At 57.6% G+C, this 21859-nt stretch carries 1 protein-coding gene; it reads left to right on the plus strand.

From position 1 onward, the window contains the following. Positions 1-115 precede the first annotated feature (115 nt). Entirely contained in the window at positions 116-21745 is a 21630-nt protein-coding gene (locus GH722_12385) for a hypothetical protein (protein ID MRG72559.1), read from the plus strand. Positions 21746-21859 lie beyond the last annotated feature (114 nt).

Consider the following 21859-nt stretch of genomic DNA (forward strand, 5'->3'; position numbering starts at 1 on the left):
TCCCTCGCGTCAGATCATTGTTAATAAAAGATATCGGGGTTTTTCGTCGCTGCGGGGCGGCATGAGTTAAGGGGTGACCGTTTAGTGTCGCTCATGAAAGAACGCAGGCGTTGCTATGAACGAGCTAAGCGGTCCGGCTTCCCGGGAGGGAGGTAATCTGACAGAGGCGGGGGAATATACAGCCGTTTACGATGCTGCCGGCGTTGACAGCATCCCGTTTGATGATGGCTCCTTCCTGACTTCGGCTGATTACCTGCGTGCCGGTCCCGATCTGGTTCTGGTTGGCGATAACGGCGAACGCGTTCTCATCAGGGATTTCTTTGCAGACGGCACGCCGCCGGACCTGACTGCCGGTGGTGGTCTGGTGATTGATGCGGCGCTGGCGACGAAGCTTGCCGGGCCTGTTGCACCCGGTCAGTACGCGCAGGCTGGTGACCTTCCGGGGGCAGAGCCGATCGGCACGGTTGATACGCTGGAAGGTTCTGTCTATGCGGTTCGTGCCGATGGCACGCGGGTCCAGTTGCAGGCGGGTGATCAGGTGTTCCAGGGCGACGTGCTGGAGACCGAAGCCGACGGGCTGATCAACATTGTTTTTGTCGATGAATCGACATTCCAGCTCGGCGGCGATGGCCGCATGGTGCTGGATGAACTGATCTATGACCCCGCCAACCAGAGCGGTGGCGGCACCTTCTCGGTTGTTCAGGGCGTCTTCTCGTTTGTGTCGGGCAAAATTGCCAAGACCGGCGTCGATGCGATGGAAATCAAGACTCCGGTTGCCACCATCGGTATTCGCGGTACGTCAATTTCCGGCGATGTGGGTGCCCCGGCGCCCGGCCAGGAAGTCGAGGTCACGGTTGTTCTGACCGCTGATGCTGACGGTACGGTCGGGGAACTGACCGTCACCACCAATACCGGCTTTACCACCACCATCAACGTGCCGCTGCAGGGGGCCAATATTGCCGGGGGCAGCGTACAGACCCGGACCTTTACAGCTGACGACTTCAACCAGACCTTCGGTCGTGCCCTGGGTGTCGAGGTGAATGACAACGGATCCGTCACCCGTTCGGACACCCCCCGGCAGATACCCGGCCAGCAGAATGATGACGGCGAAGAGGATCAGCAGGCTGAAGGTGAAAACGAAGGCGAAGGTGAGGGTGAGGGCGGCGAGGAAGGCGGTGGCGAGGAAGAAGCCGGCCCGTCGCTCGAAGGTCTTGACGGCGAGACCGAAGAGGAAGGTGAGGGCGAAGGAGAAGCTGAGGGAGAAGGCGAAGAAGGAACCGGCGAAGGGGAAGAAGAGCTTGCTGACGGTGAAGCGCCGGATGGAGAAATTGCCGGTCCTGCATTGCCGGATGAGGCTGGCGGCCCGGATGCCGCGCCGGATGATGGACCGAATAGTGAGGGCGGTCAGGAAGGCGAGACCTTTGGGCCGGCCATTGGTGAAGGTGAGCAGCCGGAGGGAGAGCAGCCGGGGGATCTGGACGTTGTTGCTCCTGCGCCCGAATCTGATGGTCCGGTAACAGGCAGCGACCCGCTTTCCAGTGTTATTAGTGAGGTTTTTGGCGGTGTCGGGAGTAATTCCGGTACAGATGACGACGTTGTCGTTGGTGGCAGCAGTTCCGGCAATGATGATAATGATGATATTGTTGTTACATCACCGCCGCCGGCGCCAGTTAATGTAACGCAGGCAATATCGTATAGTTCGCCGACAACCGTTGTGCTCCCTGCGACGAACGCTAACGGTGATACTGTTGCCTATAATATTACAGGCAGTGCGGGGGCCGATAACATCACAACCGCAGGTCGGGGCGATACCCTGAACGGTGGCGCGGGTAACGACATTCTGTTTGCAGGTGGCGGTGGCGACACGATCATCGGTGGCGCAGGTGATGATTATGTCAATGCGGGTACAGGTGGCGATACCATCATCGGCGGTACCGGGTATGGCAATGACACCTATGATGGTGGCGACGGCGACGACGACTGGCTTTACTACCCCAGCGCGACAAATGGTGTAACGGTAGACCTCGGTGACCGTTCAGTTCTGATTGATGAAGGCGAGGGCGGTCAGATTGGCGGCCCTGCGGGTCCGGCGATTAATGGTGAGGACAGCTTCAACGCCTATGGTGAGGATATCGATTACGATCTCATCTCGAATGTTGAGAATGTGGTCACGTCCTCATCCAGTGACAGGATTAAAGGCACATCCGGCGCCAATACACTGATCGGCAGCGGCGGCGATGATACAATCAGCGGTGAAGCGGGGGACGACTATCTCGTCGGCGATTCCCTCAGTGGTGTTACCTTTGTCGGCAGCCATGGAAGTGATGTCCTGAATGGCGGAGACGGCAATGATACGCTTGATGGCGGTATGTATGACGACACCCTGAACGGTGACGGCGGTAACGATACCCTTTATGGCCGCAGCGGGGATGACGAACTGAACGGTGGTTCCGGTAATGACACCCTGTTTGGTGAAACCGGTGAAGATTATCTGGATGGCGGTGACGGTGATGATACGCTGTTCGGCGGTACCGGGGCTGATGAAATTGACGGCGGTGACGGTAATGACACCATTGTTCAGGTTGTCGGCGATGGTAACGATGACATCTATGGCGGCAATGGCGACGGTGACTGGATCGATTATTCCGCTGGCACGGTTGGAATTGACGTTGACCTGAACAATTCGTTGCAAAGCGGTGCCAGTCAGTTCGGAACGGACGAACTCTATAACGTAGAGAATGTCCTCGGCACAAATTCCGGCGATACCCTGACCGGCACCAGCGGTAATAATACACTCTCGGGCGGCGGTGGCGGTGATACGCTGGACGGTGCAAGTGGGAATGACCTGCTGCTTGGCGGCAGCGGGTTCGACACCTTCATCGGTGGCGGCGGAGATGACAGCATTGAAGGTGGCGGCGCAGGTGCTGTTGATTACACGAACCGGCAGCTGAATGATTTTTCTTTCCTTGTTGATGATAACGGCACGACCATTACCGTCACCGATGATCAGGGCAGTGACGGGGTTGATGCTGTCTCCGGTATCAGCGAGTTCCGCTTTAATGATGCGACAATCGTGGCTTCCAGCCAGGTCATCACCGATGATTTGGGACAGAGTTCGGATATCGTTGGCGGGCTGGTGAATGACACGCTGGTCGGTCTCGACGGTGATGACACCCTGCGCGGTATTTCCGGCAATGACGAACTGGATGGCGGCGACGGGAACGATATCCTGCTCGGCGGGCAGGGGCGCGATCTTCTGGACGGCGGTGCCGGGCAGGATACGCTCGATGGCGGCACGGGCAACGATACCCTCTATGGTGGTGCCGGTGATGACAGTCTGCTGGGCAAGGCCGGGGATGATACCCTGTTCGGCGAAGCAGGTGCAGATACGCTTGAGGGCGGCGACGGTGACGATACCCTGAATGGCGGTACCGGTGATGACCTGCTGCAGGGCGGTGCCGGTAGTGACAGCCTCACAGGCGGTACAGGCTCGAACACGGTTGAAGGTGGTTCAGGCGACGACATTCTGGTTGGCGGTGCCGGTAATGACACGCTGGACGGTGGTGCGGATGATGACATCGCGACCTATGAAGGGTCCGAAACGCCGGTTACCTTCAGTGTTGATGTGGGAACAGTTGCTCATGGTGCCGGTTCTGACGAACTGACGTCTATTGAAAATGTTATCGGCAGCGCCGGGGATGGTGACGTGATTACCGTGACCGGCGAGGGTAATGCCCTTGATGCCAATCTTGCCGACGGCACGGTGAGCGATGGCGGTACAACCTACTCGGTCTCAGGTTTCGAGCATATTGTCGGCGGAACCGATGATGATACGCTGGTCGGCGGTGCCTTTGCGGTAACGCTGGATGGCGGCGATGGCGCGGATACGCTGGAGGCCGGTACCGGTTCCGGCATCCTCAACGGCGGTGACGGTGACGACAGCCTGATTGGTGCTGGCGCCGGGAACGACACATTCACGGGCGGTGCCGGTAATGACGTGCTGGATTACAGCGCGGTTACGGAAGGCCTGACCTATGTCGATCCGGTGACGGGCAGTGACGCCTATGTCTACCGGCAGGACGGTTCTTCGAATGTCGCTTTTGAAGATACGATCAGCGGCGTGGAAAGCATCATTCTCGGGCAGGGGGATGATGTCATCCTGTCAGGGAACGGCCGGGCGGATAACGTCAACGGCAATTCCGGGGATGATACTTTTATTGCCTCCAGCGGCAACGACCGGTTCGATGGCGGTGACGACTTCGACTGGATTGATTACAGCACCTATTTCGGGGCTCAGGGTATTGATGTCGACCTGTCGAATACAGGCGCTCAGGTAACCAATGCCGACTTTGGCACGGATAGGTTGCTCAATATCGAAGGGGTGATCGGCTCGGTTCTCGACGATACGATTACCGGTTCTGCAGATGGCAACAGCCTGGTCGGCAGTGCCGGCAGTGACACGCTGAATGGCGGCGGTGGTGACGATACCCTTGATGGCGGCTCTGGTGATGATGTCATCAACGGCGGTACGGGGACGGATTATCTGACCTTTAATGGTGCCATCGGCGGCATCGACTTTGCTGCGTCCGGCGGTTCGGTGTCTGTTGCCGGTTTCGGCACGGATAACATTTCCGATGTCGAAGGCGTCATTGGGACAGAATTCGGTGACACGCTGACGGCAGGCGGCGGTATTTCGATCCTGAATGGTGGCGCAGGTGATGATACTTTCGTCAGCAGCAGTGGTGACGACACTCTGAACGGTGGTGCGGGCGACGGTGATCTGGCTGATTATTCTTTCGCCACGGGTAGCGTTACAGTCGACCTGAACACAACCTCCGCACAGAATACAGGCTCGGAATTCGGGACAGATGTCCTGTCAGGAATTGAAAATGTCATTACCGGCACGGGGAATGACCATCTCCGGGGCGACGCTGCCGACAATACGCTGGATGCGGGTGCGGGTGATGATTTCGTCCGTGGCTCATTCGGAAATGACAGCCTGATCGGTGGCTCGAATTCGGGGTCTGGAGACCAGCTCAGCTATGCCGCCTATGGCGGTTCGGTGGGGGTGACGATAGACCTCGGTACGTCAACGGTTGAAGGCGACGGGTTCACCGACAGTTTTGACGGGTTTGAGGTCTTTGAAGGCTCTACCTATGTCGATACGCTGCTTGGCGATGCGTCAGACAACACCCTGAACGGAGCTGGCGGAAACGATATTATCTCCGCCGGTGGTGGTAACAACTTCCTCGGTGGCGATGGTGGTAATGATACGCTGACCGGCGGCACCGGCACGAATACCCTTGATGGTGGTGCGGGCGATGACCTGCTCATTGGCGGGGCCGGTGACGAAACCTTCGTTGGTGGTGCCGGTAATGACACGGTTGATTATGGTAATGCGGCTGGCGGTATTTCGCTGACCCTGGGGGCCGGTGGCACCGCGGTGGTTACGGCGGCCGGGCATGGCACGGATACGCTGACGCAGATTGAAGCGATTGTCGGCTCTACTCAGAATGACAGTCTTGGAACATCCGCGGGTGGTGTTCTCGATGGCGGGACGGGCGATGATACGCTGGATGCTTCCGGCGGCAGTTCCGCTAATACAACCCTGCTGGGGGGTGCTGGTAATGACAGGCTGACCGGCGGGTCTGGAAGTTCGGCGCAGAACCTGCTGGATGGTGGTTCCGGTGACGACGTCCTGATTGGTGGCACATCGTCCAGCGACACGCTGATTGGTGGCGACGGCAATGACGACCTGACAGCGGGTGCAGGCGCAACCAGCACGCTGATTGGTGGTGCAGGTGATGATACGCTGCGCGGATCCACCGGCGATGATACGCTTGATGGTGGCGCGGGGGATGCCGATCTGGCGGATTATTCTGCGGTGACCGGTGGCCTGACCATCGACCTGTCGAATGCATCGGCACAGGCGGTTGGTGGCGGTCAGGGGAATGACCGGCTGATTGATATCGAGATCCTGCAATCCGGGGATGGTGATGACAATCTCACCGGCTCTGATAATTCCGACACCATTCTGGGCGGTGCCGGAGACGATACGATCTTCGGCTCACTCGGCGATGACTCGCTGAATGGTGAAGGCGCCTCAGACGAGAACACCCTCAGTTATGATACCGGCGCAATCACGTCCGGAGTCACGGTTGATATGGCCAGCGCAACCGTAACCGGCGACGGGTTTACCGATAGCTTTGCCAATTTCGGCAAGATTGTCGGCTCCAATTCCGTCGATACCATGCTCGGCTCGACTGGCGCAGACTCCCTTAACGGGCGCTCCGGGAATGACATTATTGACGGCGGTGCGGGCAATGACCGTCTTGCCGGTGAAGGCGGCGAGGACTCCCTCCGGGGCGGCGCAGGTGATGACAGCCTGACCGGCGATGCCAACGACGATATTCTCGATGGTGGTGCCGGAAATGACACCCTCGAAGGCGGTACCGGCGACGATATACTGTTTGCCGGTGCAGGTGACGATGTCATTGACGGCGGCACGGGAACCGACTTCGTTTCCTACAGCGATGCGACCTCTGGCATCACTTTCTCGACGACGGAAGGTATTGCAGCAGTCAGTGGATTTGGCACAGATGCACTGACTGATGTTGAAGGCGTCATCGGGACGAACTTTGCCGACACGATTACAGCGGGTGGCGGCATCGATACGGTTCGTGCGGGCAGCGGCGATGATTCCATCGGTGTTGCGGGATCAACCTTCAATGGGGTGCTGGATGGTGAGGCGGGCAACGATACCCTCAGCCTGTCCGGTGTCACTTCAGGCAGCGCGACCCTGCTGGGCGGGGCCGGTGACGATGATCTCAGCGGTGGTGACGGGAACGAGAAACTGGATGGCGGCAGCGGCAATGATACGCTTCGCGGCAGCGCCGGTGACGACACGATGGATGGTGGCGCAGGCACCGCTGACGTTGTTGATTACAGTACGGTAACCGACGGCCTGACCGTCAACTTCGGCTATGGCGGCGGGCAGCAGGTCACGTCCGGGCACGGAACTGATACCCTTGTTAACCTTGAGGTACTCGTCTCCGGTTCCGGTGACGATACGCTGACTGTGTCTTCTTCCGGAACGACGGTTCAGGCCGGTGCGGGTAACGACACTGTCCGCGGCGGTGATGGCATTCATACGCTGGATGGTGGCTCGGGCACGGATACCCTTGATTACAGCATGGTTGGTACCGGGGCGGTTACGGTCGATCTGGCCAATGGCACGGCAGAACATAACGACTTCACCGATGATCTGTCCGGTTTTGAGGTTGTCGTTGGCTCTGACGATGATGACGTGATCACCGGCTCTGACGCGGGCGACAGCCTGCTGGGCGGATATGGCTGGGATACAATCTCCGGCGGTGCCGGCGATGACGATATCGAGGGTGGTTCCGGCCGGGACAATCTGAGTGGCGGTGCTGGCAGCGATACCCTGTCCGGCGGCTCCGGGAACGACCAGATTGATGGCGGTGCCGGTGACGATACGCTGCTTGGCGGCAGCGGCAGCGATACCCTGACCGGTGGCACCGGTAATGACCAGATCGATGGTGGTGCCGGGAGCGACGTTGTCACCTATGCCGGCAATCAGGCTGATTATACTGTCACCGACATTGGTAACGGTGCTTTCACGGTGGTGGATAATGTCGGCAATCTCGGTACGGATACGCTGACAGGCGTCGAATCGATTGTGTTCAACGACGTTACCCAGACGTTTATTTCTTATGACCTCACAGGCACCTCCGGTAATGACGTTCTCACCGGCGGCGAACTCGGGGACACTCTTCAGGGGCTCGGTGGCGACGATACGCTGACCGGTAATGACGGTGGCGATACGCTGGATGGCGGCTCGGGTAATGACTATCTCGATGGCGGTGCCGGTGATGACAGCATTACCACGGGAACCGGCGATGACAGTGTTGATGCCGGTGCCGGTAACGACAAAATCTATATCGATTCAACCAATACCGGGACCTACTCGATTGAGGGTGGCAGCGGGAGTGACACTGTCATTATCGACAGTGCCCGCGATGACTGGGTCATCGTTCCGCAGGGTGGCCAGAACCCGAACGTTTCGGTGGGTCTCCGGAATGAAAATACGGGTGTCACCCATATATTCGAAGGCGTCGATGTCTTTGAATTTTCAGACGGGAGCTTTAATACCGCAAGCACGACCTTCGCGCCTTTTGAGACAGATGACAGCCGTCTCGGCGGGTTCGGTGACGATATCATTAACCTCGGCGGTGGCAATGATACTGCCGATGGTGAATTCGGCGATGATACGATTGATCTGGGAAGCGGCGATGATACAGCGCTGCATTTCGGCGGTGAAGGTGATGACACGATCATCGGCGGCGCTGGTGACGACACCCTGATTCTGAACGCGCCGCCGACCAATGGTGGCGATATCACACTCAGTTCAGCCTATCGCACAGGCAATGACCTGATACTGGAACTTGATGACGATACGCTGACCCTTGCGGGCCATTTCGACGGCACGAACGCGGTTGAGAACATCACCATCAATAATGCGCCCTATAAACTGGCAACCGGCGACACCGGGACGTCCGGCGATGACATCATCGCAGGTACAACCAACGATGATACGCTGACCAGTGGCGGTGGTGATGACACGATTTACGGTGCTGACGGCAGCGATACAGCTGTATTTGCAGGAAACCTCTCCGATTATACGCTGACCACGGAACATGACAGTGAAACAGGCCCGGACCTTGGCGGCTTCACACTGACCAGTGCTTCTGCGCGGTCTGTCCTGACGGGCATCGAGGTCCTCACTTTTGATGATACGACGGTCAGTGTCTCCGAATTCACCGCCCTGGATACAGTCGGCGATGAGACAGGCGAACTGCTGACCGGGTCCCGTGTCGGCGATACCATCGACGGTGCCGGTGGTGCGGACACCATTCTGGGCGGCAGTGGCGACGATACGCTGCTTGGTGGTGACGGTGCGGACACCATTACAGGTGGCCTCGGCGCAGATACGGTTGAACTAGGCGCCGGTGCGGATACGGTTCTCTGGTCGTCCGGCGACGGCAATGATTCCATCGCGGACAGCGGTGTTGATAATGACAGCCTGATCATTGCCGGTTCGGTGAATATTTCCGATGCCACGCAGAGCGGCGATGATGCGGTCATCACCCTGACATCGGGTGAAACCCTGACAATCAAGGATCAGTTCACGGGCGATCAGGCAATCGAGACGGTGGTCCTCGACAGCCTTGGTACGACGCTCGGCCTGCGGCAGGATATCACGGGAACCTCCGGTGATGACCTGATCATCGGCGACAATATGGTGAACAACCTCGATGGCGGTGCCGGTGATGACTATCTGTTCGGCAATGCCGGGGCGGATTCACTCCTTGGCGCAGCTGGCGATGACCTGCTCGATGGTGGCGCGGATGCGGACTATCTGGATGGTGGTTCCGGCAGTGACACCCTTAAAGGGGCAGATGGTGATGATACTCTCATCGGGGCGGCTGGCGATGATACACTGGAAGGCGAGGCCGGTGCCGATACGCTGAACGGCGGGTCAGGCAGCGACACCCTGATCGGTGGTGCAGGTGCTGATACGCTTGATGGTGGTGCCGGTGATGACCTGCTGCAGGGCGGAACCGGTGCCGATACGCTGAAGGGCGGCGCGGGCAATGACACGATCGACAGCGATGCCAGCGACACCATCATCTATAATGGCAATCTTGCCGATTACAGCGTTACAGATCACGGCGACAGCCTGACGATTACCGATAATGTCGGGTCGGATGGCACAGATACGATCCTCAATCTGAACGGCACGCTGGTTCAGTTCGGCGATGCCACTGTCACGGCTGGTCCGGGGATCGACAGCGTCGGCGCCAGTTCAAATGACGTGATCGTCGGGTCACTGGTCGACGATACGCTGAATGGCGACAGCGGTAGTGATACTCTGTTCGGTGCTCACGGCGATGACAGCCTGATCGGCGGCGATGGCGGCGATACGCTGGATGGTGGTCGTGGCAATGATGTTCTGACGGATGATGGTGGCAACGACCGCTATGTCTATGACAGCGGGGACGGTAACGACACAATCATCGATTCAACCGGGAATGATGTTCTTGAACTGAACGGCGTTACGCTGGCCGATGCCACGATCTCGAATGATACGGTGACACTGACGCTTGGCGACGGCGCGGTTATCGAGATTCGCGATCAGCAGGGCAATGAAACGTCGGCTATCGATTCGGTAGACCTGGACGGCACCACATTTGATCTGGTGGTGGGGGCTGACGGCGGTCAGGGCCAGGGCGGCCCGGAAATTGTTGTCGGTGATAGCACGGATGAGTCGCTGACCAATGGTGTTGGTGCCGGCTATATATTTGGTGGTGCCGGAAACGATACGCTTGTAGGCGGCGCCGGAAATGACACGCTGAACGGCGGCGCGGGTGATGGTGATGTTGCCGACTATTCGGGCTCTGCCGGGGCCGTCTCTGTTGATCTGTCTGACACGGGCGCGCAGTCGATCGGCGGCGGTGAAGGTTATGATGTCCTGTCCGGTATTGAGGTTCTGAAGGCCGGAGTTCATGACGATACGCTGAAAGGTTCCGATGGTGACGAGACCATTCTGGGCGGCAGCGGCGACGATTTTATCTTCGGCTCACTGGGTAATGACTCGCTGAATGGTGAAGGTGAATCCAGCGAAGATATTCTCAGCTATGACGACAGTGCCTTTACGTCCGGCATCACCGTTGATTTCGCGGCTTCGACCGTCACCGGAAGCGGGTTCACCGACAGCTTTGCAGATTTCGAACGCATTATCGGTACAGACCATGCCGATACTGCTGTCGGCTCGACCGCGAATGACACCTTCCAGGGTGGCGATGGCGACGATGTTTTTGACGGTGCCGGTGGCAATGATGAAATGCGCGGCGATGGCGGTAATGACACTTTCCTGGCGAGTGCCGGGGATGACTACCTGTATGGTGGTGCCGGTACGGATTACCTCTCTTATAAAAACGCGACTGCTGGCGTGGATGCCTATGTCAGCGACAGTGAAGCGGATGTTACCGGGTTCGGTTCTGATGTCCTGCAGGATATTGAAGGTGTCATCGGTTCGGACTTCGGAGACACGCTTACAGCCGGGACCGGCATTTCACTGGTTCAGGGCGGAGATGGCGACGATACAATAATTGGTGGTTCAGAGAACGCGACCCTCAGCGGTGGCGCTGGCGATGACACGATAAATGCCGGTTCCGCCAACAGCACGCTGGAAGGCGGCTCCGGTAATGACAGCCTGATCGGCAGCAGCGGCAATGACCTGATTATCGGTGATTCCGGCAATGATACGATAGATGGCGGTTCGGCCAGTGATACGCTGGATTATTCAGCTGCGACCAGCGGTGTGACGGTCGACCTCACCAACACATCTGCCCAGACTATCGGCGGCGGGATGGGATCAGACGTGATCTCGAACATCGAGGTTCTGGTTGGGTCTGATTTCAATGACACACTGACCACCAACGGCGGCACCCTGATCGGTGGCGACGGAGATGACTCGCTGATCGGTGGTACCTCCAGCGACACGATTGTCTTCAGCGGAAATGTGGCAAACTTCTCCGTGGTCAGTGTTGGCGGTGTTTATCGTGTGATCGACAATGTCGGTTCGGGTGGAACGGATATCCTGTCCACCAATGTTGATGCGGTTGTCTTTGACGATACCGTCGGCTCCATTACCGATTTCCTGACGCTGAACACCTTTAATAACGGATCAGGGGACAGCCTGTTCAGCACGGCCGGAAACTGGACCTTCAATACCGTCCCGTCTTCGGGTGACGATGTTTCCATCGGTTCCGGTTCTGCGGTTCTGAACAGCAATGTAACTGTTGGTGGTTTTGCCATCGCCAATGGCGCGACACTGGATAAAGGCACGTTTAATCTCACAACCAACGGCAGCGGCACGGTTGAAGATGGCGGCACCCTGGCCGGCGCCTTTGGCAGCCTTGATGGTGGCGGTACGCTGTCGAACAGCGGTCTGGTGGACATCACCGGGAATGCCACCAGCGACTGGGCGATTACGAACAACTCTGACGGCGTCATCGAGATCAGTGGTAACAGTCTGCTCCGCGTCGAAGGTTCGCTGACCAATGCCGGTGAGGTCAGGCTGACCAATGTCGGCCGGCTGCTCGGTGAAGACGCAAGCGTTATCCAGAATGACGGAACCATCACAGCGGGCGGAACGGGCACAGATACGATCCGGATTTCCGACACGGCAAGTTTCATAAATAACGGCCGGATTGATGCAGATACTGACCTGCAGTTTGACGTCTTCTCGACCTCAACGCTCGATCTGTCCGGTGGCACCATTGATATCACCGGAAACGACATAACCTTCAATGCCAGTTCGGGGGCTTCTATCCTGCTCGACGGGACAGAAGTGTTTGCTGGTAACACCGACGATACGGTCAGTTTTGCAAGTGACCCGAGGCTGTTCCTGTCCGGTAATGTGACCTGGTCTGCATCAGCCCCCGTGCTTGATTTCAGCGGGACCGTACGGGTTGATGATGACGGTACGCCCCGCAGCTTTACCTACCAGGGCGACGACCTCGTGCTGGCCAGCGATTCGTTCCTTGCCGGTGTCTCCGTCGAGAACGAAGGGACGATGACGGCCACGGGTACGGCCTTCTTCGGTGATACCTTCACCAACGATTCAACGGGTATCTTCAATGTTGATGCGACGGTGCTGGGGCTCGATGTTACTGCCAGCCTGGACGGCGGCGGAACGAATGCCGGTACCATCAACCTGATCGCGAATGAGGTTTCGACGGATGACCGGGCTGCCATCTACATCGACGGTGGCGATACTTTCACGTCGACCGGTCATATTGCCTCCAGCGGTGCAGGCATTGATGACAACGCGATCCTGACGGATGGTACCTTCATCGGCGGTGGTACGGTTGATGTTGATCATGACCTCGATTTTTCGATTGCTACCACAGGGGTTATCGACGTCACCGCGACGACGCTGGATATCGCCAGTGGTAAGACGCTGACCTTCAACGGTTTCTCTGGTTCGAAAGTCATTCTTGATAATGCTGTCGTCCTCACGGATATCGCCGATGCCACCGTCGAATTTGACGGAACTGTCGAGATCGAACTCGAAAGCGATTTAACATGGGCGGCGGCTGATCCGGTTCTTTCTTTCACCGGCAACGTGACCATGGATGACGACGGATCGGCCAGATCCTTCACCTATCAGGCTGACGATCTGGTTCTGTACAGCGATACCTTCCTTGCCGGTGTTTCTGTCGAGAATGAAGGAACGATGACGGCAACGGGTACGGCCTTCTTCGGGGATACCTTCACGAACGATGCAACGGGCATCTTCACTGTTGACGCAACGGTCCGGGATGTGGATGTGACGGCCAGTATGGCCGGTGGCGGATCGAATGCCGGCACGATCAATCTGATCGCGAATGACGGTACAGTTGACGATCATGCATCCATTTTCATCGAGAATGGTGAAACATTCACCTCTTCCGGAGTTTTGCAATCCGGCGGGTCAGGTAATGAAGCCAACGCAGTACGTACAGATGGCACGTTCGTCGGCGGCGGGACCATTGATGTTAATCACGACCTGGACTTCTCGATTGCCAGTGTCGGGGTTGTAGATGTCACGGGTTCAACCATCGATATTTCCAGCGGTGAAACACTGGCCTTTTCCGGGATATCCGGAGGCAAGGTAATCTGGGACAACAGCGTTGTCGTTACTGCTACACCAACGGCGTTTGTTGATTTTAACGGAACAACTGAAATCGAGCTGGCGAGTGATGTGACCTGGGGGGCCTCGGACCCGGCACTTACGTTCTCCGGTAATGTTACGGTCGACGATGACGGTACTCCCCGGACCTTCACTTATGCCGGTGACGATCTTGCTCTGGGCAGTGACAGCTTTGCGGCAGGTGTGGTCTTCCAGAATCAGGGCTCGGTTTCTGTTGTGGGCTCGTCGACTTTCGGGGACAGCATTTCCAACAGTGGCAATTTCACGGTCACAACGGTTCCGGGGGATGCGAGTATCGCGGCTTCTTTGCTGGGCGGCGGTACGAATACCGGGACGATAGAACTGGTCGCCAATGATGGTGTTGTCGATGACGGGGCTTCGGTTTTCGTTGATGACGACATGACGCTGACCTCAACCGGCAGCATCCTGTCTTCCGGTGACGGCACTGTGGCTAATGCAATTCGTGTTGATGGTGTTTTTGAAGGTGGCGGTACGGTCGATGTCGACCATAATCTCGATATCTCGATTGCCAGTTCCGGGGTCATTGATATTGCTGCGACGACGCTGGATATCGCCAGCGGTCAGACACTGACCTTCAACGGTTTCTCGGGTTCGAAGGTCATCCTCGATGATTCTGTCGTTCTCACAGATGTTGCCGATGCCGCTGTTAATTTCACCGGGACAGTCGAGATTGAACTCGAAAATGACGTCACCTGGGCGTCAGGCGACCCGGCCCTGAATTTCAGCGGTAATGTTACGGTTGATGATGACGGTTCGGCACGGATCTTCAGCTATGCCGGTGACGATCTTGTTCTGAACAGCGATGTTTTTGCCGCTGGCGTTACGCTGGATAATGACGGAACTCTCACGGCCTCCGGTTCGGTCAATCTGAATGACAGCTTCATTAATGACGGGCTGTTCAGCATTAATTCATCCATCACGGGTGGCGATGTAAATGTATTGCTGAATGGCGGTGGCACCAACGCCGGTACCATCAACCTGATCGCCAATGATGATGCTTCAGATGACCGTGGTCGTCTGTATGTGGCATCCGGACAGAACCTGGCCAATACCGGCACGATCCTGTCATCCGGTGCCGGTACTGACGCCAATGTGCTGGAAATTGCGGGCAGCATGGATGGTGCAGGCCTGATCGATGTTGACTATGACCTTGATGTATCGCTGATCAGCGGCGGCGTCGCCGACGTCTCATCGACAACGCTGGATGTTGCTACGGGTGCAACCCTGACGTTCCGTGGTGCCAACAATACCTCTGTACTGGAAGTCAGCGATCTGACCGAGGTCAGCGGCGCATCGGATGGTACCGTTGATCTGGCGGGCACCATCAAGATGCAGCTAAATGGTGATGTTGACTGGACTTCCGGCGACCCGGCGCTGAATTTTAGCGGTAATGTGACCATAGATGATGACGGTTCAGCCCGCACCTTTACCTATGCAGGCGATGACCTTGTTCTCAACGCCGATACCATTCTGGCCGGAGTTTCATTTGTTAACGACGGAACCATCTCGGTTTCCGGCAGCACTTTCTTCGGCGATAGCTTCACGAACAACGCCGGTGCGACGCTTGATCTGAATACCGCACTGACGGGCGGATCCGTAAATACGTCGCTCGATGGCGGCGGTACGAACGCGGGGATGATCATTCTGACGGCCAATGATGACGCCTCCGATGACCGGGCGCGGCTGATGGTCTCCACGGGTGATACATTGACCTCGTCGGGCACGATTTTATCGGATGGTGCGGGGACATCGGCTAATATCCTTGATATTGACGGTACGCTGACGACCAGCGGGTTGCTGGATGTTGACCATGATCTGGACATCGATGTCGGATCCTCCGGCAGCGTCACGCTGGGTGGCACAACCAATGTCGCACCGGGCACGACGCTGGATATTCAGGGGTCCGGTTCCGGTGTCACCAATACGGGAACGTTTATCCTTGATGGCAGCCTGACCGTGGGGGCCAGCACCAGCTTTACCAATGAAGGCACCTGGACGGTAAACAGCGGTATCGATAATGCCGTTGTGACCGGTAATGCGGTGTTGGGTAATGGCAGCCTGGTGCAGATGGATATTCAGGGGACGACATCTGGCACAACCTATGATGTGCTGACGGTGTCCGGGTCGCTTACGCTGGACGGTACGCTGAATGTCACGACGTCGGCATTCACGCCTTCAGCCAGCGATACATTCAATCTTATCTCGGCAGGTTCGCTCTCTGGCGGATTTGATGAACTGACCGGCCTCGATTTCGGGACGACGGTTACCTATCAGGTCAATGTCAGCGGCTCGGCCGTGCAGTTTGTGGCGGTCAATGTCAGCTTCCTTGGTGATGGCAGCGGCAATACAGGAACCGGCAGCGCCAGCCAGGATGTCATGATGGGTCTCGGCGGCGATGATACGCTGACCGGCGGTGGCGGTGCCGATATCCTGTTCGGTGGCGCTGGTAATGATACGCTGATTGCCGGTGACATCGCTTTCAATCGCATGGATGGCGGCGACGGTTTCGATCAGCTCCAGCTGTCTGGCAGCTACGATCTGACGAGCATTGCGAATTACAAGATCGATAACATCGAAGCGTTGAATCTGGGTGGTGGCAATGACTCCATTCTGATTGATGCGGATATGGTGAAGGGTTTCACGGACGGCGTGAATACGGTGACCGGCCAGTCCGGCGATCTGTTCATCTTTGGTGACAGCTCTGACACAGTCAGCTTCGGGACGGAAAGCTGGAGTTTCACCGGCACCGAAGATCATGACACAGACGGTAATGCCTCTGATGAAACCTACGATGTCTGGACCAATGGCGATGCAACTGTCCTGCTGAGCCAGACGATCAATGCCACCGGGCAGGGGCAGTATCTTGTCGGTACGGGCTCCAGCGACACGCTGGAAGGCGGTCTGTTTGATGACACGCTTCTGGCCTCGGGCGGCGATGATACGCTGATCGGAAATGCGGGCAATGACACGCTGAACGGTGGTGACGACAACGATACGCTGTATGGCGGTGACGGGGACGACAGCCTGGTTGGCTGGAACGGCAATGACACGCTTTACGGTGACGCCGGTAACGACTCCCTGCTTGGCGGGGTCGGTAACGATACGCTGGATGGCGGTGCTGGTGACGATTCACTCGATGGTGAAACCGGGAATGACCTTCTGAACGGAGGTGACGGTAATGATATCATCGAGGGTGGTGCCGGTCAGGATGTTCTCAACGGTGATGCTGGTAATGATGACCTGGATGGCGGGGCGGGCCAGGATACGCTCTACGGCAATGCCGGGAATGACACCCTCGACGGCGGGGCCGAACGGGATACGCTTTACGGCGGCAGCGGCAACGATACGCTGATTGGCGGCACGGAAGATGACTATCTTTATGGCGAGGCGGGTAACGACAACCTCAATGGGGGTAGTGACGATGACACACTTGATGGTGGCAGTGGTGATGACATCCTGCTGGGTGATGCCGGTAATGACTCGCTGATCGGCGGGGCCGGTAACGACACGCTTGATGGTGGTGCCGGTGAGGATAACCTCCATGGTGGTCTCGGGAATGATACGGTTTCCGGTGATGCAGGTGATGATACGCTTGATGGCGGGTCGGGTAACGACACGGTGTTTGGCGGCTCCGGCAACGACGAGATCGATGGCTCGACGGGTTCGGATATCCTGTATGGCGAAGCCGGTGACGATGATCTCGACGGCGGGCTTGGTGATGACACGCTGTATGGTGGCGATAACGAAGACCTGCTGAAAGGCAATGCCGGCAATGATACGCTTTATGGTGGTGCCGGGGATGACAGCCTGCAGGGCGGCTCTCTCGATGATGTACTCTACGGTGATGCCGGTGAAGATTCGCTGATTGGCGAGGTCGGTAACGATACGCTCTACGGTGGCGCTGATAATGACATTCTGAATGACACCAGCGGCACGAATACACTGGATGGCGGCACCGGGAATGATTTGCTGACTGCCGGAGTGGGGAATGACTCGCTGTCAGGTGGCGATGGCAATGACACCATCAACGCGGGTAGCGGTGACGATTCTATCGACGGCGGGTCCGGCGAGGATGAAATTTTTGCCGATAACGGCAATGATACCGTCTCTGCCGGTGCAGGTGACGACACTGTCTATGGCGATAATGGCAACGACCTCATCATGGGCGATGCCGGTAATGACAGCCTGCTGGGTGAGAGTGGTAATGACACCATCTATGGGGGCGCCGGGGTTGATGAAATCAGCGGCGGGTCTGGTCAGGATACGATTGATGGCGGTACCGGCAATGACAGCCTGATCGGAGAGGGTGGCGACGACACCCTCTTTGGTGATGCCGGTAATGATGAAATTTCCGGTGGCGATGATGATGACTCGATTGATGGTGGTGCCGGCAATGACGAACTCTACGGTGACGCAGATGACGACAGCATCGCCGGGGGCACCGGGAATGACGGTCTTTATGGCGGTGACGGAAATGACTGGCTTGATGGTGGCACCGGGGCTGACACGCTTGAAGGTGGTGAAGACGACGACACGCTGCTTGGTGGTTCAGGTAATGACAGGCTTGAAGGTGAGGGTGATGAAGACACCCTTGATGGCGGTGCCGGTGATGATACGGTCGATGCCGGCCTGGGCGATGATGTCATCTTTGGCGGCAGCGGTGGCAACGACAGCCTGATCTTCGATGGCGGTACGGATACGCTGACCTATGAGAACCTTACCAGTGCCATCACATATGACTTTGACGCCAGCAACCGGGTCTCCTACAGCGGGGGTAATGACACCCTGGCTGACAGTGCCTCTGCCGGAAATATTCAGGTTGAGGTAATTACGGGCTCCAGCGCCGGTGACACGATGCTGGGCAGTTCCACGGTTGATACAGACATCACCATAAATGCCGGTGCCGGACACGATACGGTTGAAGGCCGGGCCGGTGATCAGGTTATCAATGGCGATGCTGGCGATGATACGCTTGATGGTGGCGCTGACCGCGATGTGCTGAATGGTGGCAGTGGCAATGATACGCTGCTCGGCGGTACCGACTGGGATACACTGTCCGGCGGTACCGGAAATGACCTGCTGGATGGCGGTACGGGGCGCGACTCGCTGTATGGTGAGGCCGGAAATGACACCCTGCTTGGTGGCACGGACAATGATACGCTGGATGGTGGTGCCGGAGACGATACGCTGAATGGCGGTCTGGGTACGAACACGATTGATGGTGGTTCTGGCAATGATACCCTGATCGTCAGCGGCAACTATGCCGACTACACGCTGACCGGCGCGGACAACAGTTACACCATCACCTCGGCGTCCAGTGTGGACCGGTTCAGCAATGTCGAACTGGTGGTCTTCAATGACGAAACACTGAGCACCGCCGCTATCGACACCATCATCGGCGGCGCGTCGGATGACTTCCTGCTTGGCGGTCTGTTCAATGACTCGCTGAATGGCGGTGGCGGCAACGACACGATCAGCGGCCTGCTGGGCAATGATATCCTTGAAGGTGACGTCGGCAACGACACGCTTATCGGCTATCTCGGTGACGATACCCTGAATGGCGGTGCCGGCAATGACACGCTTGATGGCGGGTTCGGCAGCGACACCGCGATCTTCAATGGCAATTACGCTGACTATGTGGTGACCGGCAGCGGCGGCAACTTTACCGTTGCGGATACGGTGGGCACGGATGGCACAGATACGCTAAGCAGCGTCGAGGTGCTGGTCTTCAGTGACACGGTGCTGTCTTCCGCCCCGGTCACCCAGACCGGGACGGCCGGTGCGGATACCATGACCGGCGGCTTTGGCGATGACAGCCTGGCCGGCGGCGACGGTAATGATGTGATGTATGGTCTGGCCGGTAACGACACGTTGCGCGGTGAGAATGGTGATAACTCGCTTTATGGCGGCGACGGCAACGACAAGCTGTTCGGCAGCTGGGATAATGATTATCTTGATGGTGGTGCAGGGGATGACACGCTGGATGGTGCCTCCGGCAATGACACCATCCTCGGCGGCTCCGGCAACAACAGCATCATCGGTGGCAATCTCTATGACACGCTGACCTATGCCGGTCAGACGAGCGGGATTACCTTCGACTTTGACAATGCGACCTGGAACACGATTACCCATGGTGACGGCATTGATACGCTGGCGGACGCAGGCATCGGGTCGCTGTCGACCGAAACGATTATTGGTTCGGAAGCCGATGATACGATGGCGGGAAGATCCGGCACAGACCGGGATCAGCTGGTCTTCGTCGGCGGCGGCGGCAATGACACGCTGCTTGGACGAGCTGGTACCCAGAAACTCTATGGCGGTGACGGCGACGATTACATCGATGGCGGTGGTGATCGTGACACCCTGTATGGTGATGCCGGGAATGACTCTCTCATCGGCGGTGCCGAGCGTGACACCCTGTTTGGCGGTGACGGCGATGATGTTCTCGACGGCGGTGCTGATCGCGGTACCCTGTATGGTGGCGCTGGTAACGACACGCTGACCGGCGGCGCAGACCGGGATGAGCTTTATGGCGGCACGGGAAATGATTCGCTGTCTTCCGGTGACGGACGTGACTATCTGGAAGGCGGCGATGGTGACGATAATCTGAGCGGTGGCGGCGACTGGGATACACTGCTCGGCGGTGCCGGTAACGATACGCTGGACGGCGGCACCGGAACTTATCAGACGCTCGACGGTGGCGATGGTGATGACGTCATGGACGCCACATCAGGCTCCAACAATACTCTGGATGGTGGTGCCGGTAACGATACAGCCATCGGTGGTGCCGGGGACGACCTGATAACCGGCGGTGTGGGCGATGACGACACCTTCACTTTCGGAGGCGGTACCGACACGCTGTCCTATGCTGGCGAAACAGCGGCTATTACCCTCGACCTCTCGCACGTCGCGGACTGGTACAAGATCAAGTCTGCCGGCGGCACTGATATCCTGGCGGACGACACAGTCGGGAATACGCTTGCCGTTGAGAAGATCATCGGTACGGAAGCCGGGGATACCCTGTTCGGTGATGATGGTCAGAATTCCTACAGCGGCCTGTCGCTATTGGGCGGTGGTGGTGATGACACCATTCGGGGCGGTAACGGCAACCAGTATCTGGCCGGTGGCGATGGCAATGATACGATCTCCGGTGGCAGCGGCGCTGACTCTCTTTACGGCAACGATGGTGATGACAGCCTGAGCGGCGGGTTCGGTGCGGACACCGTCTCCGGTGGTTCCGGCAATGATCATGTCAGTGGCGGCAGCGGTAACGACCTTATGTATGGCGGCTACGACGACGATACGCTTGAAGGTGATGACGGTAATGACAACATGCAGGGCAATGTCGGCAATGACACCCTGCTTGGCGGCAATGGCAATGATTCGATGTACGGCAACACCGGAAATGATGAACTCTCCGGGGGCTCTGGCAATGACCTTCTGAGTGGCGGTGATGGTCATGATACGCTGACCGGTGGCAGCGGAGATGACACACTGTCCGGTGGTGACGGTAACGATACCCTGCTTGGCGGCAGTGGTAACGATACGCTGTATTACTCGGCGGACAATGTGCTGATGGATGGCGGAACCAGCGCCAGCGACAATGATATCCTGTTCCTTGATTCCGGCGGCGGAACGCTGGACCTGACCGGCGCTGTATCCAGCCTGATCGACAACATCGAAGCCATCGATATGGACGACGGGGCCTGGATTCTCGACTTCCTGAGCGCTGATGTCGGTGAGATCACAGATGGCGACAATTCGCTGATCATCGTGGGGGACTCCGGAGACAGTATCGTCAGCGGCGAGACCTGGACCGACAGCGGTAATGACACAGTCATGAATGTCGACGGCAACGGAAACGACACCTATTCGATCTATGAGAACGGCAGCTATACCATCATGGTTGATGATGATATCGATGTTTCAGGACTGACCGACTAGATCGTTCCCGATAACACCCGTCTGCACTTCCAGCGGGCAGCGGAACGATTCGGCGGGCTGACAGGTCAGGGCAGTCTCCGGGCTTTCGATGTCCCTTCTGTTCGGCTAGATTTG

Source organism: Alphaproteobacteria bacterium HT1-32, from assembly GCA_009649675.1.
In the GTDB taxonomy this organism is placed as follows: domain Bacteria; phylum Pseudomonadota; class Alphaproteobacteria; order Rhodospirillales; family HT1-32; genus HT1-32.